Genomic DNA, 20,924 nt, shown 5'->3' on the forward strand with positions numbered 1-20,924 from the left:
AGGAGATTTATATGCATTCCGTAACGAACGCCATCCCTACAGGGACTATCGCGTCCATTCCTGCAAAAGCTCATGCGCACCGTGCACTGATTTGCGCAGCTCTCGCAAACTCGCCATCTACCATACTACTGAGCCGCACCTCTAAAGACATCGATGCAACTATGGACTCCTTGCGAGGCTTAGGCGCACATGTTGTGTATGAAAACAAAGTTGTCACTGTTACACCTGGTCCTGCCCCAACAAAGGGCAATGTAGTTCCCCACGAATCCGGTACCACATTGCGCCTCTTATTACCAGTGGCAGCGTCCATTTGTAATGAGGTAGACGTGGATGCGAAAGGGCGTTTACCAGATCGTCCTTTAGAGCCCATGCTCGGTGAAATGAAAACTCACGGCGTAACATTCTCCCAAGATAAACCACCATTCACTATGACAGGTCGTCTACAAGGCGGTGAGTTCGGTATGGTTGGAGATGTAAGTAGCCAGTTCTTCTCTGGATTATTATTAGCAGCGCCACAATGTGGAGGTGCTACAATCACATCTACTACACCACTTCAATCTAGCGACTATGTAACATTGACGACTACAACGATGGCAGACTTCGGCGTAACAGTCGACCATACTCCCGCCTCTGGCACAGTCCAAGAGTCCTTTGCAGTAGCGGCTAATACTACTTTTAAAGGTCAAAGTAATTACCAAATCGAAGGCGATTGGTCCAATACGGCTATTTGGATGGTAGCAGCGGGCATGACAGGTAAACCAATTACCATTACGGGTATGAACAAATATTCTGTGCAAGCGGATCGTCGCATCATGCAGATTATGATTGATGCCGGTTGTGATGTAGTATGGGATGGCATGAACGTAACTGTTATGGGTCGTGCAGTAAAACCAATCCATGCCGACCTCGAACAAATGCCCGATATGTTGCCAGTTATGGCAGCCCTCGCTTGCTCTATCCATGGTGAAAGCTCCTTTGTTAAGGGTGCACGCCTACGCTTGAAAGAATCCGATCGCCTCGAAGCCGTTGCTAATCTGGTCAGAGATTTAGGCGGTACGGTTCGTGAAGATGGTGATGACCTATATATCATCGGTAGTGGTATACTAAAAGGAGGACAAGGTGATTGTGTTAACGACCATCGCCTTGTTATGGCAGGTACATTGATGGCACTCATCAGTGAAAATCCTGTAACATTAAAAGATAGCGAAGCTATCACAAAATCCTATCCAGACTTCTTTGAGGACTGGAACTTACTAGGAGGTAATGCTAATGGCATCTAATTTCGGTAAAACCATACAAGTATCTACCTTTGGCGCGTCTCATGGGTATGCCATCGGCGGTATCGTGGAAGGCCTCCCTTGTGGACATACCATCGACATCAACGAGCTACAAGCCTTCTTAAAGCGCCGTGCGCCAGGTCAAAACCAATTACAGACGCAACGTAAAGAAGCCGATATACCTGAATTCTTAGCAGGTATGGTAGATGGCATGCTCAGTGGATCTCCATTGGCATTTATGATTCGAAATACCTCTCAGCACTCTAGCGATTACAATAACTTGCGCGATATACCTCGTCCATCGCACGCAGACTTTACGGCTCGCATGCGCTACGGTGACAAGGTAGATATGCGAGGTGGCGGCCACTTCTCAGCGCGTCTTACAGCACCTCTTTGCGTGGCTGGTGGCATCGCCCTTCAACTACTACGTGAAAAAGGTATCAAAATTCACGGTCATTTAAAACAAGTTGGTACAATCCAAGATACTCCTATCGATATGGTTCATCCAGATATGAAAGCACTTGCCAAAATCGCTACAGAACCTATCGCTATGGTCGATGCAGACAAACGTTCTGAAGTAGAAAACTTGGTCATGAAACTCAAAAAGGACGGTGACTCCACAGGCGGTATTGTTGAGGTTGTGGCTACGGGATTACCAATCGGTCTTGGCAATCCAAACTTTGATGGCATCGAGAACCGATTAGCTCGCGTGATTTTTGGCGTACCTGCCATCAAAGGTGTGTCCTTTGGAGGTGGCTTCGACATGTGTTCTCGCCTTGGCTCCGAGGTGAACGATGCTTTTACAATGGATGGAGATACAATCACAACAACTACCAATAATAGTGGTGGTATTCAAGGTGGTATCACCAACGGCTTGCCTCTCGTTATGCAAGTGGGCATCAAGCCTACTCCATCCATTTATAAGGAACAACATTCTGTGTCTCTTTCACAAAAAGAGGACACATTACTCACCATTAAAGGTCGTCACGACCCATGTGTAGCGCTTCGTGCTGTACCTGTTATCGAAGCCGTTACGGCCCTTGTCATTCTTGATTTCTTAGGAGATATTGACCATGAACTTAGATGAAGTACGCGTTAAGATTAACGATATAAACGACCAAATGCTCACCCTCTTCAAAGAGCGCATGGAACTCTCTAAGGACGTAGCGGCTGCAAAAAAAGAAATGAATAAGGCTATTTACGATGCCAAACGAGAGCGCGACATCCTCGACAAGGTAACAAAAGATGCAGGTCCAGACCTCGATCTATATGCACGACGCTTTTTTGAAGCATTATTTAGCTTGAGTCGTACATACCAATCTGAGCAACTATTCCAAGACAATGAATTTACTTTGAAAATGAAAAAAGCCATCGAGCAATCTCCTACTTTGCCACCTCAACGGGGCAGTGTAGCTTGCGCCGGCGTATTCGGTAGCAATGCTCAAATGGCGTGTGATAAATTATTACCTCTCAGCCAAATCCATTATGTAACGGGTTTCCGTGCCGTATTCGATGCCGTAGAGTCAGGGGAATGTCAATTCGGTGTATTGCCTATTGAAAACAGCTCCAATGGTTCTGTAAAAGAAGTATATGACCTCTTAGAAGAGCGCAAATGCTATATCGTTCGCGGTACGCGTCTTTGGATATCTCACGACTTGCTCGTGAAAAAAGGAACAAAACTAGAAGATATTCATACCATAATTTCCCACCCTCAAGCATTGGGCCAATGCAGTCACTTCCTAGATAAGTTAGAAGGCGTAGAATTACGCTCCTATGACAATACAGCTCGAGCTGCACAGCTCGTAGCAGCTAGTGATGACCCTGGAGTAGCGGCTATCGCAGCACCTCAATGTGCAGACCTATATAATTTGTCTCCATTATTGAGAAATATCCAAAATAGCGATAACAACTATACGCGCTTTATCTGCATTAGTAAGGATTTCCACGTATACCCAGGAGCCAATAAAATCTCAGTAGTAACGACTGCAAGTCATGCTCCAGGCGGGCTTGGTACATTGCTCACCAAGTTTGCTAATATCGGTGTGAACCTTACAAAACTCGAGTCCCGTCCGATCGTAGGACATAACTTTGAATTCTTGTTCTACCTCGATTTAGAAGCATCCTTGGCAGATCCAAAAGTACTTTCCGTATTAGCAGAGCTCCACGCATCGCAAGATAAATTCCGCTTGCTCGGCAATTATCCTGAAAATTGATATTTTCCTTTATGGTAGTGCTTATTAATGGCATATATAGTACAATGGATATAGTTTTAAAACTTTAATGGCTAATAGGTGACAGCCTATTAGCCATTTTGTGTATATTGACCTAGGAGGTCCTATGAAATTTGGTTTACTTGGCCGTACGTTGGGCCATAGCTTTTCCCCACGCATCCACAATGCTTTGGGAAATACTAATTATGAATTATTTGAACGAGAACCGAGCCAACTGCAAGAGTTCTTTGCAGACCCAGAATTACAAGGTACTAATATTACCTTTCCTTACAAGGTTAACGCCCTTGAAGCTTGCGATGTAGTAGACCCTCGCGCAGAACGCATTGGCTGTGTAAACACGATGGTCCGCAAAGACGGCAAATGGCATGGTTACAATACAGACTACGATGGATTTGTATTCACCCTAAAACACGCTGGTATCGATGTATCTGATAAGGAGTGCATCATCCTTGGCGATGGCGCATCTTCTGCTACCGTTCACGTGGCTCTTGAAGATCTAGGTGCTAAGAGCATCACGCATCTATCCCGTAAAACAGCTCCGCTCTATACCGATGCACCTAATTACTACGAAACAGCACAGATTATCATTAACTGCACGCCTATCGGGATGTATCCGCATAATCCGGCTAGCCTGATAGATATTATGCAATTTTCCAAATTAGAAGGCGTTGTAGATCTAATCTACAATCCGCGCCGTACCGTTTTGCTTTTACAAGCAGAAATGATGGATATTCCTCATTGTGATGGTCTACCTTTCCTCGTAGCACAAGGTGTTGAGGCGGCTAATCATTTTCAAGGTGAAAGCTTTGGTACGAAAGAGATAGAACAAATCTTGCGAGATGTGCGCCGTGAAAAGGAAAATATTATCCTCATCGGTATGCCTGGTGTTGGAAAAACAACAGTAGGCAGAGCAATCGGTAAAGAGATGGGCCGTACTTGGTTTGATGTGGATCACGAGCTAGAAAAAGAAATTGGCAATGTTTCTACCTATATTACAGAACAAGGGGAGGCTGCGTTCCGTGAAAAAGAGGCAGAAATGATTGCAAAACTAGGCACTCAAACTGGCCTTGTCATCTCCACTGGTGGCGGCTGTGTAACAGTACCTAAAAACTATGCACACCTGCGCCAAAATGGGCGTATTTACCAATTAACACAACCTGTAGAAAAACTATCTACTTCAGGTCGTGTTCTATCTAGTGGCGGTATAGAACGTTTACGTGAACTTGAGGAAACTCGCACCCCAATGTATGAAAGCTTTGCACAATGCATCGTGGAACATAATCGCAATGCACCAGAAACAGTGGCGGCTATTCTCGAAGACTTTGAAGCAAACTTATTGTAAGAGTTTATATAACGGTATTTATAAGATTGTTTCCTCTATATAAGTAAGGGCTTCTACATCTTTAGAAGTAAGAGCATTTACATCTGTATTTCTATATAAAGTCATTAATAAAAACATATATATTTTTTATATTCGCCCTTCAAAAATGAATATACTACAAGAAATACAAAACATATAAAAAAGTCGGCTTTCGCCGACTTTTTTAATGTACTTTTACGCGTTTATGTTGTTGTTCATCAAATACGCCATCTACGTCGATGGTATCTAGAATTCGTTTTAAAGCATGTACATCAATTTGCCCTGGTGCTGATGTTTTACCAGCAGAAGCAAAGGTCATGGCATTTCCAAATAGAGCACCTGCAGTGCGTGTAACAGCACCTAGTTCTCCCATTGCCATCGTAATTATTGGATCCGAAGGATACAAAGCCTTTACTTCGGCTGTTGCTTCAAGGAGCGTCAATACATCACCAGTTGTGTGAGGCATAACGGCAATCTTTGGCACATCCGCTAAGAACTCTTTCATTTGAATGAGTCGATTTACAATGACTTCACGACTCGGCGTACCATGGAAATCATGGTTACTCATGATAATAGTAATTCCATGAACCTTAGCAAACTCTATCGTTTTAAGCATTCTATCTTGATCAAAGAATAACTCAATATCGATAGCATCCACCAATCCGGTAGGAATCAAACGTTCTAGCATTGTAAAGTAATCTTGTGTGGAAATCGTTCTTTCCCCACCTTCACCTTTTGTACGCCATGTAAAGAGCAAACCACGACCTTTCAGTTGTGGCTTGATGAGCATTAATAATTCAATGATAGCGTCAATGGAGTGGGCCCGCTCATAATAGTCAATGCGTAGCTCCACGACGTGACACGGTGTATTACATGCTACCGCAGTGGCATCTAGAATTTCTTTCATTGTTGTGCCCACAATAGGCACACATATTTTTGTACACTTTTCGCCGAGTACAGTATGACCGATACGGACCATAATAACTCCTTTCTGTCCCACACGGTGAGACTAATGACTTACCTTAAACTAACTATATACCAATATTTTTGTAAAAGCAATCAATCCTCCCATATTGGATTGCTATTCACTAAAAGTGTATGAAAGCCTGTTATTATGCACTAAAACAGTATTCTTAGATTAACGATTAATGTCATTTTTTGTTATATCATGTCGCACGGATAGTTTCCGTGATTGGAATCCCATATAGAGTAATAACAAACCTGTAATACTAAATACATAGGATATCCCAATGTAGGTAGATACAATACTTGCGAACACAGGCCCTACCATAGAACCAAATTGTTGAGCTGTCGTCGTCATACCAAACATGCGACCTCTAAAGCTTGGATCCGTATTGAGAGTTACGGCTGCACTCAAAGATGGGTTGATGCCCACAATACAAGAACCAATTAGCACTTGTAGTACACCAAACCACCAAATACCTACTGGTAAACTTTGAAGTAAGAGAACAACACCACTACCAAGCATACAGTAGGAAATGGTTCTAAAGTAGCCACGGTGCTCACCAAGGCGCACCCATAAGTTAGTCGTTAAAGAACCAGCTAAACCACCGATACTAAGAATTGTACCCGAAATGATAGCAGCCCCTTCCATAGTGCCTTGCATATCACCTACATAAAGCGCCAAGATAGGCTGTAGCATCATGATCACACATTGCATAAAGAAGAAAATCCATAAAAGTCTTACTAATACAGGTTGTTCTTGAACTACTTTAAAATCCTCTCGTAAAGATGTAGATTTCACCGGTTTTGAGGACTGTTCATTAGAAGCTATATTTTCTACATTTAGCTTTGGCTCCTTTACAAGGAACAATACTGCCAAAGTAGCAATGAATACGGCTATACCTGAAATATAAAACACAGGACGCATACCTACAACACTTTCAACGGCACCGCCCAAAAATGGACCGACGACATTACCTAAAATTAGACCTGTTTGGAATATGCCAAGAGCGCGGCCCACCTGTTTTTCATCCACACTGAGGGAGACCATGGTCATCGCCGCAGGATAAAAGCCGTTAGCAAAACCTACTAAAGCACGGCCCATCAACAATTGGTACTGATCCGTTACCATACCGATGAGAACATAACAAAAGGCAATTGCGAAACCAGCTCGTAGAGCCATCCGTTTCTTGCCCTTATTATCTGCAATTTTCCCCCAAATTGGCGCCATAATGCCAGCGATTAGGAATGTAATACCAAAGACGAGACCAGACCAAAGTGCCACATCATCCTTAGGAACACCGAGTTCCAACAGATATATTGGCAAAAAAGGAATTATCATTGTATAACATATGGCTAACACCGTCATACTAGCTGTGATAATCCACACGTTGCGCATGCCACCTCGAGCATCATATACACTTGTACTCATGGTATCCTCCCTTCCGCATAAAATCGTTTAGATAAACTAATATACACATAAATCACTTTAAATTACAGTTCCATTTAAATTACAGTTCTACTTAGATTTCAATCTATGTTACTATTCATAAAATGTTTTTACATTTTAATTTCATATATAAAGAAGAGCCGCATACGAAACGCGACTCTTTCCATAAAAACTAACTTAAAAGATAGCTATACAATGTAGTAATTCGCAAAAATTGCTCATACAAAAACTTTAAAAGCTATCAATTATTCCGTTGGAAATTTGTGATCCATTACATCTTGCAAGGAAACATGTTCCATAACATGTCGGAACTCATCTTGTAAATACTGCCACAATGGAGCTGTCAAGCAGTCATTAAACATAGGACACGGTTCTACATCATCTTCTAAACAAGACACGAGAGCAATGGAGTCCTCTGCGGCATATAAAATTTCATATACATTGTATTCAGCCGGAGATTTCACCAAACGATATCCTCCATATTTACCACGTCCACTTTTAACAAGGCCCGCAGAGGATAAACGAGATACAATCCCCTCTAAATATTTATCGGAAAATCCTTGGCGTTCTGCAATCTCACGAATCGGTACATTTTTTTCTACCCCGTGTTCTGCAATATCCGCCAATATCCGTAAGGCATAACGCCCCTTTGTAGATATTTTCATAAGTTAACCTCTATATCATTCATAATATATTAATAGTATATCACAAATTCATACAAAAAATGGTGGGAAATATGATACACTATACATATATCGAAATATCTTTATTTAGGTATGATTTTAATTTCATATAGGGAGGATTTTATCTAATGTTAGATAAATTATTTCAACTCAGTGAGCGTGGCACAACCGTTAAAACAGAAATTTTAGCAGGTATCACTACGTTTATCACGATGGCGTACATCCTTTTCTTGGCGCCAAACATTCTTAGTCTTGCAGGCATGGATAAGGATGCGGTTCTCATTGCCACAGCCTTAGGTGGAGGTCTTGTGACGATTGCTATGGGTTTATTCGTAAACTACCCAATTGCTCTCGCTCCAGGGGTTGGCCTCTTGGCATTTTACTCCTTTACCGTAGTTCTCGGTATGGGCGTATCTTGGCAAACAGCATTAGGTGCGGTATTCATTTCAGGTCTCGTTTTCCTCGTATTAACATTGACATCAATACGACAAATGATCGTTGAAGGTATCCCAGCCTCCATGAAAATTGCCATTACCGTTGGTATTGGTCTTTTCATTTCTATCATCGGTTTGAAGTTATCCGGCTTGATGGCTATCTCCATAAGTTTGTCTCCAAACTCCTTGGGTCAAGTCGTACAGACACATGGTAATCTAGTCCCTCCAGCGTCTGAGGCACTTTTGACGCTCGGTAATTTGCACAGTGGTGAAACATTGTTGGCACTATTTAGCCTCATCTTTACAGCTTTATTGATGGCTCGCAAAATTCAAGGTTCTCTCTTGATCGGCGTTTTAGTAACAACAATCATCTCCTATGCAACAGGTCTTTCCACAATGCCTGAGAACTTCACCGTATTAGCCGTTCCTGATTTCTCCAAAGCAGCATTCTTGCAATTAGATATTCCTGGTGCTCTTCACATGGGCTTAATTACGATTATCTTCTCCTTCACATTTGTAGAATTATTCGACTCTATGGGCACTTTGATTGGTACCGCTACAGAGGCGAAAATCGCAGATCCTAAATCTGGTAAATTCCCCGGTCTTGGTAAAGCCATGACCGTAGATGCTATCGGTGTTAGTGCCGGTGCATTACTCGGTACTTCTACAATTACGGCTTTCGTTGAAAGTGCGGCAGGTGTAGGGGCTGGCGGCCGTACAGGTTTAACAGCTGTCACAACAGGCGTACTTTTCCTAATTTGCTTATTCTTGGCTCCATTGGTATCCTTGGTTCCAAATGCAGCCACATCTCCTGTTCTTATCATCGTAGGTGCCCTCATGTTAGGTGCCATTCGCAACATCGACTTCGATGATTGGACTGAAGGCTTCCCTGCATTCCTCGTTATCGTATTAATGCCGTTCACATACAGCATCGCTAACGGTATCTCTGCAGGTCTTATTGCATACCCTCTACTCAAAATCATTGCAGGCCGTGCAAAAGAAGTTAACTGGATTATGTACGTATTGGCGGTTCTCGTTATTATCCGCTACGTATTCTTCTAATTAACGTATACCCATAATGATGCTATTAGTGAAAGCTACTTTATATTCGATAACTATAAAATCACTAATACCTAAAAGCAAAATATATGTAAATTACATACACTAAAAGAACCTATCTCTAAAGATATTACTCTAATATCTAGGAGATAGGTTCTTTTTATTATGTACACTTTTACTAAACGCTAACGTCGTATGGCATCACCAAATCGTACTATAGAGTCTTATTAGAGTTTAGTATTAACGAATCGTTTTTACACCGATTAAGTCTGTACGACTTGAATCAATATCTTTTAATGGTCCTACATGCTCTTTATAAAACTCTGCTTCAGATACTTTCACAGGCACTTGGAAGAACAAGAAATATGTCATGTTATCTTTGCTCCACGCAACACTGCGTACTAAGCCCTTATCTACATTACCTGTATACTGCACATCACCGGTTGGCGTAGAGTCAATCCACTGTACGTCATGGTATTCCGTTGGAACATATTCTTTAGGCCATACCGTATCCATAGAGTGGCTCATGCGAAAGGCCATCGTATGATTTACCCAACGTCCGCTGCGTTCTTGATATTCTTGACCTTCCTTCCAATATACAGTTTCTAATACATCATTATCATAAAAATGTGTAGCATAGTATGTATAGCCAAGAGGCAAGTAACTTGGTACAGATACGTCATAGGACAGCTTACGAGATGCATCAATTACACCGCTAGGTAAGCCGATGGATTTACTCGTAAGTATAGGCCACTCAGAATTCGTATGTGTACGCAGTGGCAAACCAATAGTTTCAAAATGAGGTCTATCTTGTTCACCATTTTGTTTAACACTTTGCGCATCGTTTTCTTCAACATGTTGCTTATCATTGCGTTCACCACGTAATCGAGTATCATCAGCGGCTAGGTTAGTAAGAGGACCTACAGAGTCTACAATTTTGCTTACAAAGTTTTGGTTTCTTGTAGAGGCAAAGTAGAGCATATATACTTTATTATCTTTTTCCCAATAAGCAATTTGAACAGAGTCGTTGCTAGAGCCTAAAGTATGTACAGGGACTCCATTAGGGGTAGTAAAGCTAATGGCATCATCAGCATCGTATTTTGTCTTTTCCAATATAGGCTTTACCACGGTATCGATAGCCCACCCCATGCGATACACAATATCTGTATTAGAGAAGGTTAATTTCTGACCATATTCTCCATTATGTCCCGTTTCCGTATACACGATTTCTAATACGTCATGATCTCTTGACTTTACATCGCGTACTGCATAATCTTCAGGCATATAAGACGGAATTTGTAAATTATATCCAAAATAATTAGTAGTTGCCTCAATATTACGCTCTAGGATATCACCATTATCAAGTTGATCATACCACCGATAGCGATTCATTAGTTCTTTATTCTTTTCCACTGTATCAGTGGTAACTGTATGTCCATTTTCATCCACTAAAGGAGATAATGCACTAACTGGTTGTACTCCAAAGCTACTTACCACAGCAGCTAGTATTCCTATTGCTAATAATGATTTTGTTGTTTTTAATCTCATAATTTCTGCTCTCTCTAAAACACGCCAGTCTTTGCTTTCATAGGAACTACATGTTCCTGTTTCATTTCTTCAATAGTTTTAGGTTTAATCGGTGTTTTCGGATAGTTACCAACTAGTTCATAACGAGAGCTATCAATACTCTTCAACGGTACTACATGCTCCTTATAGAATTCCGCATCAGCTTCTTTCACCGGTTCTAAGAAGAATAGGAAGTAAGCCATACCATCCTTCGCCCACGTGATGCTACGAACCATATGCGTTTCAGGATTGCCTGTATAATAAACCTCACTAGAATCACCTGATTTAGACCATTCGAGATCGCCGTACTCAGATGGAACATATGGTGTATCTCTTACGGTATCTAAGGAATATCCCATTCTATATGCCATAATACTATCTATATATTTTTTCCCATCCCGATAGATAGTCACACCTTTTTTATAATATACAACCTCTAATACATCATTTTGATCTTGACGCGCTGTATAGAGCTGATAACCATAAGGTATATAGCTAGGTGCCTTGACCTCATACGGCAGTTGCTGTGCAGCTTCTACTATTCCTTTCCAATTACGAGCCCCTTCTTGAGTTTTCATAGGCCACTCTAATAAAGTCTTTCTTGGTAATGCTTTGATTGCAGAATCAGGATGAACTCTAGACATATCATTTGTAATGGTAGCGGAAACGCCAACATTATCGGTAGATATTGAATCATTAACAACATCAGCTGAAACATATCCTGCACACAATAATCCTACAGCCATAGCAGATAAAACGGACTTAAATAGAAGCTTCTTCATAATCTCTCCTTTATAAAAACTTGATATACTTTACACATATAATGATATATTTTCTTATTTATATCAAAAACATGCTGCCGATTCTGTTGCCCTAGCTACTTCATAAAACTTTTATCTTTCCTATTGTGAAAGTATCGTTATGAGCCATTAGCTGGTTTAATGCTTATTAGTTATACATAATAAAACATCCTACTAAACGCTATATTACAATAGAGTTCAATAGGATGTTTTGTCATTATTTAGTTAATGGAGGCATAATAATATCTTGTTCAAACTGTCGTCGTCTCTTTGCAGTATAGTCTACAACTTTAATTTGAACTACGCCCACAGAGTTTACCATGGCATCGGTAAAGGTAAATTCTCGACCGGTCTGATGCTTCATCAACACTTGTAAACCATGAACTTTTTCATCAATATTCTCTAAATAAGCAGCCTCTCCTCGTCCCATTACACTGGAATAGACTGAACTATATTTACAAGGAATATCTCCACCTGAAACGAGAGCCTCATCATCACCATGAATTTCGATAAATACATGGGGGTTCACTTTAATCAAACTAAACTTCTTCCCCTCATGATGTCCATGCACAAAAATATGAAGTACATCATCTATAAATTCATAGCCGAAATGCAAAGGTACCACGTAAGGGTAATCACCATCCATCATCCCTAAGTGAATGATGCGAGTGCTATTTAAAATACCTTTAATTTCATCTATATTTGTAACCATACGATCTTGACGTCTCATAATAGCCTCCACAAGAATCGGAAAATTGATATACCTTACGCTTCATGTAATCTGCCAAGAAGATGTTTAAATTGAGCCTCATCACTATTCAGCTTTCCGAAAAAAACTTCATCAATTTGTTCAACTAATGGAACTGCTTTTTGTAATATTTCACTGCCCTTTTCATTTAAAAGAACCGCTTTCGCACGTGTATCTCTAGAGTGCTCTTTTCGCTCTACAAAACCACGTTTTTCCAATAAGCTCAATATTTGAGATACCGTCATAACATCTATCCCTGAAAGTTTTGAAATCATAACTTGTGTAACTTCGTTATCATGTTGTGATAGATAAGCGAGAGACGCTAAAACAACAAATTGAGGATGTGTTAAGTTCAACTCTTTTAACGCTTGTTTTATAGTAAAATGCCATTTATTATACACCCTCATGAACAATAATCCTGTTGATTTTTCTGAATTGTCTTTATATTTTGATGTAAACAAACAGCAATCACCTTATCTTTCTAAACAATTTTTTAGAATAAATATAGATTGAGGAACATCCGAAAAAACTTGACTTAAAAATTCCAAATGTTGCTTATCTTCACTTTCTAAGCTTACCGTATGCTTTACATTTACACTTCCGTCATGATTATCAATTATTTGATGTCCGAAAAGTATAGCACCAAATGGAGTTTCAGTCTTATCCCAAAACTCTTCAAAAGGTTTTACAAGAGTAAGTTGATATTCCATAGGTGGCATACCTTCAAGCTCCATTGTACCACATGAACCGGTCTCAAATTTACCGTTTAATGTAATATTTTTTAGATCCTCTTCCCAATCATACCATTTTTCGATATTCGCATAATACGCCCACACAGCTTCTTTTGCCGCTTTTATGTTCAAACTAAAACTAAATTCCATTTTATATCCTCCTTTTATTATAAGTGTACTTATTATAAAATATTTTATATTATTCGTCAATTTACTTCAAGAAAAGGTTATTCTATGTTTTTGTCAATATAAGGGTATACTCTCATCAGAAAATCATCACGCCTTTTGTCCACTGTAAAAATACATTTGACTTTTTAGAATAGATACTGTATTATAAAAAAATAGTTTTAAAGATTCTATAGATTGTTAAAGCTATGGTAATCCATAGCCTTTATATTTATAGATAGTTTGTAGAAAAGAGGTCTTTATTATGTCTGATACGCATCAGTTAAAACGGGGTCTTAAGAACCGGCATGTACAGCTACTCGCCATCGGCGGTGCTATTGGTACAGGCCTATTCTTAGGCTCCGGTCGCGCCATTCACTTGGCTGGTCCATCCATCATATTCGCCTACCTAATAACAGGTGTTATGTGCTTCTTTATTATGAGAGCACTAGGCGAGTTATTGTTATCTAACCTAAATCACCACTCTTTTATCGACTTTGTAGAAGATTACTTAGGGGATCGAGCAGCCTTTATCACGGGATGGACATACTGGTTCTGCTGGCTTTCACTAGCCATGGCAGATTTGACAGCCGTAGGCCTCTACATGCAATACTGGATACCGTGGCTTCCTCAATGGATACCAGCCTTACTTGTTCTAGTCGCCTTGCTGTTAATGAACTTGACAGCTGTAAAATATTTTGGCGAAATGGAATTCTGGTTTGCCTTGATTAAGGTAATTGCTATTATCGCTCTTATCATTATCGGTATCATCATGATTGTTACTGGTTTCACCACAGATGCTGGCGTCGCCGCCTTTAGCAATATGTGGAATTACGGAGGATGGTTTCCGAATGGAACGATGGGCTTTATCCTATCATTCCAAATGGTTGTATTTGCTTTCACAGGCATAGAACTCGTAGGTTTAACGGCTGGCGAAACAGAAGATCCTGAAAAGGTTATTCCAATGGCCATAAACAATATCCCATTGCGTATTATTTTATTCTATGTAGGCTCTTTAGCTATCATCATGAGTATTTACCCTTGGACTGCCGTTAACCCTGCTGCTAGTCCATTTGTAGCCGTATTTACTGCCGTTGGTATTACAGCCGCTGCAGGCATCGTAAACTTCGTTGTTCTTACTTCTGCAGCCTCTGCTACAAACTCTGGTATCTTCAGTACAGGCCGTATGATTTATGCCTTGGCAAAACGCGGTCATGCACCAAGTTCAATGCGGCGCTTGACCCACAGCAGTGTACCATATCAAGCAACGATTTTCTCAGCTGCCGTATTATTGATTACTGTCGTACTCAATTATGTAATGCCTGAAGCTGTATTCGTTATGATTACATCAATCTCCACATTCTGCTTCATCTTTATTTGGGCCATGATGGTTATCTGTCACCTTAAATATCATAAGAAAAATCCTGAACTAGCGGCACAATCTAAATTCAAAATGCCTCTATACCCTGTAATGAATTACATTATCCTAGCTTTCTTTGTTTTCGTTCTAGCCATTCTAGCCTTAAATGAAGATACGCGAATTGCCCTCTTGTTCACACCAATATGGTTCATCATTCTTTGGGCCTTCTACTCCATGCTCAACACGGATGATGAAGATGCTCTTGGGGAAGAACTCATCGAAATGGCTGGTGTAAAAGAAATTTACAAAAAATCTAAAAAAGATGATTCCGATGATTACGTAATCTAACAAAACGCCCGTGCATGCACGGGCGTTTCTATTACTTCATAGTCGGGAAGTTTTCTTGTTCATATTGTTGTTGATACGCTGGTAGATTATTTATATTTTCATTGTAATTAAAGATAGTCTTAATGCGATAGCCTTCTTGAGTAATGATGATATCAATAGAGGATGGTACTTCTTGACCATTCTGTTGCAAATGGTTAACTAATTCTTGCAATGCCTCTATTTGACGTAAAGAACCAGCCATATATTTACCCTTGGATAGGCCTATATTTCTAACGACTTGTCCATTATATACTTGCCCTCTATTATCTTTGTAATAGAAGCGCACAGCATCCTTATCCCCCGCAGGAACGGCTTTAATATAAATAATCTTCCAATTCTTCTTAATCATCACTTTTGTAGCTTGTGCTAAATTATTAGACAAACGTCGTGTTTCTTGATTAGTAGATTTAGATACACCATTAACCTGTTGAATTTCATCATTCATAGGCATTTCAATAGGTGTCATTACTGGATCTTGTTCTACCTTTTTTGCATCTACAGGCTGAATCGCAAACACACCAACAACCGCCATTACAGCTAATGAGGTAAGAGCAATTTTTTTCATTCCATCTCTCCTTAGAGAATTTATCAACACAAATTACATTTTATAAAATTAGTTACTAAAATCCGTATCCACAATAGCGAATTGTGTATAGTCAGGGTACCGTTTTTGCATTTCTGCCTTGATTTTTTCCAATGTACCATGTGGATCTTCTTCGTCAAAGTCAAAGATAATATCGTAGTAAATAACCTTCTTTTCTTCTTGTACGTAGAAGGCATGTACTTGTACTACATGTGTATATAAACTAGTAACTTGATCAAGAGCTTTTCTAATTTCAAGTACTTCTACACTTGGTTTATTTTCAGCATATACACCAACGGTCATATTGATGCCAAACTTTTTATAAAGATGAACCGCAATGCCCTTTGTTAGAGGATGGACTTCTGCCATTGTCATAGAATCTGGTACAGAAATATGAACGGAACCGATTGTTTCTCCCGGACCATAGCTATTTAATACCAAATCATATACACCACCCACATTTGGATGCTGTGCAATAGTTTCTTTAATATTACGGATTAAATTATCATCTGCTCGAACACCGAGCAAATGGTTATACATTTCACGTAAAATATCATACGCTGCTTTTAAAATCAAAACAGAAATAACAGCGCCCACATAACCTTGAATATCAAAGTTAAAGAAAAATACTAAGCCTGCAGATACCAATGTAGCAAAGGTAATCACTGCATCAAAAAGGGCATCTATACCAGATGCTACGAGTGCATCGGATTTATATTTCTCACCTTGTGCCTTGATATAACGACCCATCACTACTTTCACAACGATGGCAACAGCAATGATAACAAGACCTGGAATATCAAATGTAGATACCTCAGGGTGGATAATTTTATCCACAGATTCCTTAAGGGATCCAATACCTGCACCGAGAATGATGAAAGCTATGGCCATGGTAGTCATATATTCTATACGACCGTGGCCAAATGGATGCTCCTTATCAGCCCCTTTAGCGGCTAATTTCGTACCCACAATAGTTAATACAGAGGACAATACATCTGTTAAGTTATTTACCGCATCAAGGATGATGGCGATGGAATTAGACGCAAGGCCCACAATCATTTTAAAAATAACGAGAACGACATTACCTATAATGCCTTTTATACTGGCAAGCGTAATCCCCCGATTACGTGCTGCACTATTATCTTGTAAAATCATACTACACCTCTTACATTCTGATTTATAGTTTTTAAATTGAACTATATCGATTTACTTATATTCCTATTATAGCTTATCGATTATCATTTGTCATTATTTTTCTTGAAAAATATTTTTAAACTTATTGATTTTGCTGAGTTATCAATAATTCTCATTTCTCAATTAGATTGTTTTAGGTATTGTGACTTCACAATATATAATACAGACCTATTATCAAACCAGTACTTAGGCTCGCGTAATGATTTAAGGAAATCAGATTATGCCGTAACCGTAATACGCTCGCCTGTGCGCATATGTGTAAATACTACCTTTTGAGCCCGTAATTGGAATGGCTGTCCCGTAGGTTGTGCACCGTATAAGATATCTCCTACAAGAGGGTGCCCTATATGGCTGAAAGCTACTCGAATTTGATGTGTTTTCCCTGTGTACAAACGAACTAAAACCTCAGAATATCCACATTTATTGGACTTATACACAGTTTTGTCCACATTTTGATTGCTTTTATCAACATCTCCCAAGTTTATATCCACATTTTTTGGTGCTATATCCACAGAATTTTTAGACTTATTCACAGAGTTATCCACAGTCTGCGAAGAATGTCTACATAGGACGGAAAAATCTGTACGTGTCCCTTTTCCCTTAGGATTCACTTCGTAATGAACCCCATCAGCACTGCGTTCCATAGGAAATACCAAAGAATCTTCATCGGCTTCTACAATGCCTTCTACAGTCGCCATATACCACTTTTCAAAGGTATTATCATCCATTTGCTGTTGATAAATACTTTGTGCTAAACCACTTTTTGCAATGACAATGCAGCCCGTCGTATCTCTGTCGAGACGGTTCAAGAAACGTACCTTTCGCTTGATACCATGATCTTTAAAATAATGCGCCACACCATTGGCAAGGGATATTTGATCTTTAGAGTTTACCGTTACACCACTTCGTTTATCCACAATAAGGAGATCAGTATCTTCATACAGAATGCGTAAGTCCATTTCGATAGGGTCATGATCTATTTTTTCCTTCGCCATAGCAATCCAAATCTCGTCGCCTTCATAGATTGCATCTTTTGGCGTAGCCTTATGACCATTAATGTGGATTAATTTCTCTTCAAAGAGTTTAACTAAGGACTTTCTAGGATATCTAGTATCTAACACTTCACCAAGTGAAATATTGCGTATTTCTCCAATATGCTCGGAACCACGACTTGATATGTCTTGATTACTACTCGATATATCTCGATTTTTACTTGATATGTCTTGACCATTACCTACTAGCTTTTGTCTTGCATTTTTCTTGCTAAGTACAGCTTCTATATCTACAGCTGTCACGGTCCACAGAATATCATCGGGGCGATGTGTTTTTCGCGCCATTAGTATCTCCTTTCTACGAGTTCAGGATCTCGTGGCATATAGTTGAGTAGCGAACTAGGTTGAACTGCTCTACCTCGTATATTCGTCTGTTCAAAGGTAATGGTCAATTCTCGCTTAGGTCGAGTGATGGCCACATAGAACAAACGCTTTTCCTCGTCTTCACGACCTTCTGCAAGGGCAAAGGGACTCGGGAAAGTTCCTTCATTTAGTCCGGCCAAGAATACATGGTCAAACTCGGTGCCCTTTGCTTGGTGAATGGTAATGATAGGAATGCGATCTTCATTTCGTACCTGTTGTGCTGGCTCACCCGCCGTAAGGGCCGCCATCTGTAAGATTTGGTTTAATCGAGCCAAGCCAGCAGGCCCTTCATAAGCCACATCTAGTTTTTCCATGATGCGATACAAATCGCGTATATGCTCTACCTTTGCCGCTTCTCCATGAGATTTGTAGTATTCTAGAACCCCCATTTGGTTCATGATATACACCAATAATTTCGTTGGCATCTCCGTATAGGCTTTTCTACGCAAGGTCGCCATTTGAGAGGCGATATCCGTGAAAGCTGCTTTATATTTATTAATCGCTACCATGCGCCCCGTTGTGGTCGGTACGATTTTTTCTTTTACCGCATAAATTAAAAGCTGTGCAGTGGCTAATATATCGTCCATCGCATTATGTGTTGGCTCATGGTGTATAGGGAACTTAGATGCTAGGAAACCCAATTTATGATTTGGCAAATTAGGATAGAAACGACGGTAGATATCGAGTGTATCGTAAATAGCCTTGAACTCAGGATTACCTAAGTTATGACGCGCCAATTCATTCGTAAAGATGGTCACATCATAGTTTACATTGTGACCTACGATAATAGCATCCTTAGAAAACTCCTTAAACGCTTTGAGTACTGTAGCCGGATCTTCGCCGTGCTCTTGTAAATACGCATCGGAGAAGCCGTGTACCTCTTCGGATTGACCAACAGGTATACCAGGATTGATAAAGCGTTCAAAGGCCTCTAAAACCTGTCCATTTTCATCGATGCGGATAGCTGCAATTTGAATGATGCGGTCTTGAGACGTATCTGTGCCGGTGCTCTCCACGTCATAAACAACTACTTCGTGCTGCTCTAAGCCACTGACAAGCTTTGCATAAGGCTCCGCCTCAAAGATAGGCATATCCATAAAATCTGTCAATTTTAAACCTACTTGGCGCGTCTCTGGGCTTTCAATCGCAGCGATACGAGCGTCACCAATACCAGCAACATATCGCTTGATAATGCGCTTCGCACTGACAGAGTCGTTTGGATTCATGAGCAGTTTGAAGTAGGCCATAACATCTTTAATTTCTTGACGTCTAAAGAATTTAAACTCGTCGATAATCATGAAGTGACGACGTTCCTCTTCAGGTCGTTCGCCGTTAAGACGTTCAAAAGAATCACTTAGCTGCTGTGCTTTTTTATTGTCTCTCACAAGAACGCCGATATTAGCATCCTTCGATAATGCACAGATAGCTTCGTAGATATATCGGCCCTCAAGGTAGCTATTTTTACAACCTTTAATGAGAACAGGCTTACCCTTGCTTTCACTATTGGCACGAGGCAATTCAGTGTAGATAGACCCAACTAGGTCAGGGAACATATTTTGTAAGGTTTTGAAAGCCATCGTAAAGAGCGTCCAATTAGAACGATAGTTTTCGTAGAAGATGATTTTTAAAGGCTTGAAATCCGCATCAAATTGCTTGAGTAAGCGGAACGGATTGGAGCCACGCCATTCGTAAATCGTTTGGAAATAGTCACCACATAGTAGCACGTGATTACCTTCCCACAGCATTTCTAGAACTTTGTACTCTAGTACGCCTGTATCTTGCATTTCATCTACAGAGATATAGCTATAACGACTGCGCCAGCGCTCACGAACTACAGGGTCTTGAAATAGGCGATGAACACCGCAGATGAGATCTGTAAAATCTAGGCCGTGCACGGAAGCTAAGCTTTCATCATACGCAGCAATCCATTCGTGACCATGGTTCAAGAAATCATGGAGTTCACTGTAGAGGACATTACCAAAGCTAGAAAAGAGCTGCTCAATGGCTTCGCGCTGTTCCTTCTGTAAGCGTTCGATTGTCCGCTTGTAGTCACCTACGAGATCATCAGAATAAAAGCCATATAAGGAACGATATTCTTTCACCATGGAGATAACATTAGCAAAGGACATTTCTCGCAATTTACCAGGACGGTACGGTTCAGATAGTTCCTTGCAATCTTCTTCGTCAAAAATGGTCACGTCCGTGTACAAAGTTTCGTTGCGCTTCCCCTCTTGTTGGAGCACGAAAAAGCAAAAGCTGTGGAATGTACTAACCTCCACAGCCTTTGCAGGACTGCCCACGAGCGATTGAATGCGGCCTTTCATCTCGTTTGCGGCCTTGTTCGTAAAGGTCATGCACAAGATATTCTCCGCCTTCGCATAGCCACCCTCGATGAGATGAGCCACCCGATAAGCAAGTGTATTCGTTTTTCCCGTCCCAGCGGACGCTAACAAGAGGATATTCTGTTCCACTTCATCAATAACGCGTTGTTGTTCACGATTGATAAGCATAAAAACCT

At 40.4% G+C, this 20,924-nt stretch carries 18 protein-coding genes; 6 read left to right on the top strand and 12 right to left on the bottom strand.

All coding sequences use genetic code 11. The features are described from left to right. Nucleotides 1–11: 11 nt before the first annotated feature. The 4 genes from aroA (at nt 12) to DW000_RS02810 (ending at nt 4,850) form a co-directional block, all read left to right on the top strand. A complete protein-coding gene (gene aroA / locus DW000_RS02795; protein WP_120054903.1) occupies nt 12–1,280 on the top strand; it encodes a 3-phosphoshikimate 1-carboxyvinyltransferase in 1,269 nt (422 codons plus the stop codon). Further along, nucleotides 1,270–2,364, top strand: a complete 1,095-nt coding sequence (gene aroC, locus DW000_RS02800) for a chorismate synthase (RefSeq protein ID WP_120054905.1) — start codon at nt 1,270–1,272, stop codon at nt 2,362–2,364. Before aroA ends, aroC begins: the two co-directional genes overlap by 11 nt. After that, nucleotides 2,351–3,490 carry a bifunctional chorismate mutase/prephenate dehydratase gene (locus DW000_RS02805; RefSeq protein ID WP_120054907.1) on the top strand — a complete coding sequence of 380 codons (1,140 nt, stop codon included), beginning with the start codon at nt 2,351–2,353 and terminating at the stop codon, nt 3,488–3,490. Before aroC ends, DW000_RS02805 begins: the two co-directional genes overlap by 14 nt. A 124-nt stretch (nt 3,491–3,614) precedes the next feature. Continuing rightward, nucleotides 3,615–4,850, top strand: a complete 1,236-nt coding sequence (locus tag DW000_RS02810; protein WP_120054909.1) for a shikimate kinase — start codon at nt 3,615–3,617, stop codon at nt 4,848–4,850. Between the two features lie 202 nt (nt 4,851–5,052). Here DW000_RS02810 and aroD read toward each other — a convergent pair whose 3' ends face one another. The 3 genes from aroD to DW000_RS02830 all read right to left on the bottom strand — a co-directional run bounded on the left by aroD (nt 5,053) and on the right by DW000_RS02830 (nt 7,946). After that, complete coding sequence (gene aroD / locus DW000_RS02820; protein ID WP_004694946.1) at nt 5,053–5,847, bottom strand: type I 3-dehydroquinate dehydratase; 795 nt, start codon at nt 5,845–5,847, stop codon at nt 5,053–5,055. Between the two features lie 159 nt (nt 5,848–6,006). Then, nucleotides 6,007–7,263 (bottom strand): MFS transporter, encoded by a 1,257-nt coding sequence (locus DW000_RS02825; protein WP_004698237.1) that lies wholly within the window; start codon nt 7,261–7,263, stop codon nt 6,007–6,009. A 263-nt stretch (nt 7,264–7,526) separates the two neighbouring features. Then, nucleotides 7,527–7,946 carry an RrF2 family transcriptional regulator gene (locus DW000_RS02830; protein ID WP_004694942.1) on the bottom strand — a complete coding sequence of 140 codons (420 nt, stop codon included), beginning with the start codon at nt 7,944–7,946 and terminating at the stop codon, nt 7,527–7,529. Between the two features lie 146 nt (nt 7,947–8,092). On the opposite strand from DW000_RS02830, the gene DW000_RS02835 reads away from it, so the two are divergent. Beyond that, nucleotides 8,093–9,460, top strand: a complete 1,368-nt coding sequence (locus tag DW000_RS02835) for an NCS2 family permease (protein WP_004694940.1) — start codon at nt 8,093–8,095, stop codon at nt 9,458–9,460. A 237-nt stretch (nt 9,461–9,697) separates the two neighbouring features. On the opposite strand, the gene DW000_RS02840 is transcribed toward DW000_RS02835, so the two are convergent. From DW000_RS02840 to DW000_RS02860, 5 genes are all read right to left on the bottom strand, one after another. Further along, nucleotides 9,698–11,005, bottom strand: coding sequence for a hypothetical protein (locus DW000_RS02840; protein WP_120054911.1), 1,308 nt, complete (start codon nt 11,003–11,005; stop codon nt 9,698–9,700). Between the two features lie 14 nt (nt 11,006–11,019). Beyond that, complete coding sequence (locus DW000_RS02845) at nt 11,020–11,805, bottom strand: hypothetical protein (RefSeq protein WP_120054913.1); 786 nt, start codon at nt 11,803–11,805, stop codon at nt 11,020–11,022. A 235-nt stretch (nt 11,806–12,040) separates the two neighbouring features. Continuing rightward, entirely contained in the window at nt 12,041–12,553 is a 513-nt protein-coding gene (locus tag DW000_RS02850) for a pyridoxamine 5'-phosphate oxidase family protein (RefSeq protein WP_120054915.1), read from the bottom strand. 35 nt (nt 12,554–12,588) lie between these two features. Then, nucleotides 12,589–13,032: a MarR family transcriptional regulator gene (locus DW000_RS02855; RefSeq protein WP_042976012.1), complete on the bottom strand. Its 444-nt coding sequence runs from the start codon at nt 13,030–13,032 to the stop codon at nt 12,589–12,591. Nucleotides 13,033–13,044: 12 nt separating this feature from the next. Beyond that, nucleotides 13,045–13,452 (bottom strand): polyketide cyclase, encoded by a 408-nt coding sequence (locus DW000_RS02860; protein ID WP_120054917.1) that lies wholly within the window; start codon nt 13,450–13,452, stop codon nt 13,045–13,047. Nucleotides 13,453–13,732: 280 nt separating this feature from the next. On the opposite strand from DW000_RS02860, the gene DW000_RS02865 reads away from it, so the two are divergent. Next, the gene (locus tag DW000_RS02865; RefSeq protein ID WP_120054919.1) at nt 13,733–15,175 is read left to right on the top strand and encodes an amino acid permease; all 1,443 of its coding nucleotides are present in this window, start codon (nt 13,733–13,735) and stop codon (nt 15,173–15,175) included. Between the two features lie 31 nt (nt 15,176–15,206). Here DW000_RS02865 and DW000_RS02870 read toward each other — a convergent pair whose 3' ends face one another. The 4 genes from DW000_RS02870 to DW000_RS02885 all read right to left on the bottom strand — a co-directional run bounded on the left by DW000_RS02870 (nt 15,207) and on the right by DW000_RS02885 (nt 20,916). Beyond that, on the bottom strand, nt 15,207–15,779 hold the full coding sequence (locus DW000_RS02870; protein WP_120054921.1) for an immunity protein YezG family protein: 573 nt from the start codon (nt 15,777–15,779) through the stop codon (nt 15,207–15,209). Nucleotides 15,780–15,827: 48 nt separating this feature from the next. Next, nucleotides 15,828–16,952, bottom strand: a complete 1,125-nt coding sequence (locus DW000_RS02875) for a cation diffusion facilitator family transporter (protein WP_120054923.1) — start codon at nt 16,950–16,952, stop codon at nt 15,828–15,830. Nucleotides 16,953–17,209: 257 nt separating this feature from the next. Further along, the gene (locus DW000_RS02880) at nt 17,210–18,328 is read right to left on the bottom strand and encodes an RluA family pseudouridine synthase (protein WP_120054925.1); all 1,119 of its coding nucleotides are present in this window, start codon (nt 18,326–18,328) and stop codon (nt 17,210–17,212) included. Then, on the bottom strand, nt 18,328–20,916 hold the full coding sequence (locus tag DW000_RS02885; protein WP_120054927.1) for a 3'-5' exonuclease: 2,589 nt from the start codon (nt 20,914–20,916) through the stop codon (nt 18,328–18,330). Before DW000_RS02885 ends, DW000_RS02880 begins: the two co-directional genes overlap by 1 nt. Between the last annotated feature and the right edge of the window lie 8 nt (nt 20,917–20,924).

Source organism: Veillonella sp. AF36-20BH (assembly GCF_003602765.1).
Lineage (GTDB): Bacteria > Bacillota > Negativicutes > Veillonellales > Veillonellaceae > Veillonella > Veillonella hominis.

Excerpts from the sequence above, each read along its gene's own strand:
- aroA (WP_120054903.1), top strand. The coding sequence starts at position 12 with ATGCATTCCGTAACGAACGCCATCCCTACAGGGACTATCGCGTCCATT.
- aroC (WP_120054905.1), top strand. The coding sequence starts at position 1,270 with ATGGCATCTAATTTCGGTAAAACCATACAAGTATCTACCTTTGGCGCG.
- DW000_RS02805 (WP_120054907.1), top strand. The coding sequence starts at position 2,351 with ATGAACTTAGATGAAGTACGCGTTAAGATTAACGATATAAACGACCAA.
- DW000_RS02810 (WP_120054909.1), top strand. The coding sequence starts at position 3,615 with ATGAAATTTGGTTTACTTGGCCGTACGTTGGGCCATAGCTTTTCCCCA.
- aroD (WP_004694946.1), bottom strand. The coding sequence starts at position 5,847 with ATGGTCCGTATCGGTCATACTGTACTCGGCGAAAAGTGTACAAAAATA.
- DW000_RS02825 (WP_004698237.1), bottom strand. The coding sequence starts at position 7,263 with ATGAGTACAAGTGTATATGATGCTCGAGGTGGCATGCGCAACGTGTGG.
- DW000_RS02830 (WP_004694942.1), bottom strand. The coding sequence starts at position 7,946 with ATGAAAATATCTACAAAGGGGCGTTATGCCTTACGGATATTGGCGGAT.
- DW000_RS02835 (WP_004694940.1), top strand. The coding sequence starts at position 8,093 with ATGTTAGATAAATTATTTCAACTCAGTGAGCGTGGCACAACCGTTAAA.
- DW000_RS02840 (WP_120054911.1), bottom strand. The coding sequence starts at position 11,005 with ATGAGATTAAAAACAACAAAATCATTATTAGCAATAGGAATACTAGCT.
- DW000_RS02845 (WP_120054913.1), bottom strand. The coding sequence starts at position 11,805 with ATGAAGAAGCTTCTATTTAAGTCCGTTTTATCTGCTATGGCTGTAGGA.
- DW000_RS02850 (WP_120054915.1), bottom strand. The coding sequence starts at position 12,553 with ATGAGACGTCAAGATCGTATGGTTACAAATATAGATGAAATTAAAGGT.
- DW000_RS02860 (WP_120054917.1), bottom strand. The coding sequence starts at position 13,452 with ATGGAATTTAGTTTTAGTTTGAACATAAAAGCGGCAAAAGAAGCTGTG.
- DW000_RS02865 (WP_120054919.1), top strand. The coding sequence starts at position 13,733 with ATGTCTGATACGCATCAGTTAAAACGGGGTCTTAAGAACCGGCATGTA.
- DW000_RS02870 (WP_120054921.1), bottom strand. The coding sequence starts at position 15,779 with ATGAAAAAAATTGCTCTTACCTCATTAGCTGTAATGGCGGTTGTTGGT.
- DW000_RS02875 (WP_120054923.1), bottom strand. The coding sequence starts at position 16,952 with ATGATTTTACAAGATAATAGTGCAGCACGTAATCGGGGGATTACGCTT.
- DW000_RS02880 (WP_120054925.1), bottom strand. The coding sequence starts at position 18,328 with ATGGCGCGAAAAACACATCGCCCCGATGATATTCTGTGGACCGTGACA.
- DW000_RS02885 (WP_120054927.1), bottom strand. The coding sequence starts at position 20,916 with ATGCTTATCAATCGTGAACAACAACGCGTTATTGATGAAGTGGAACAG.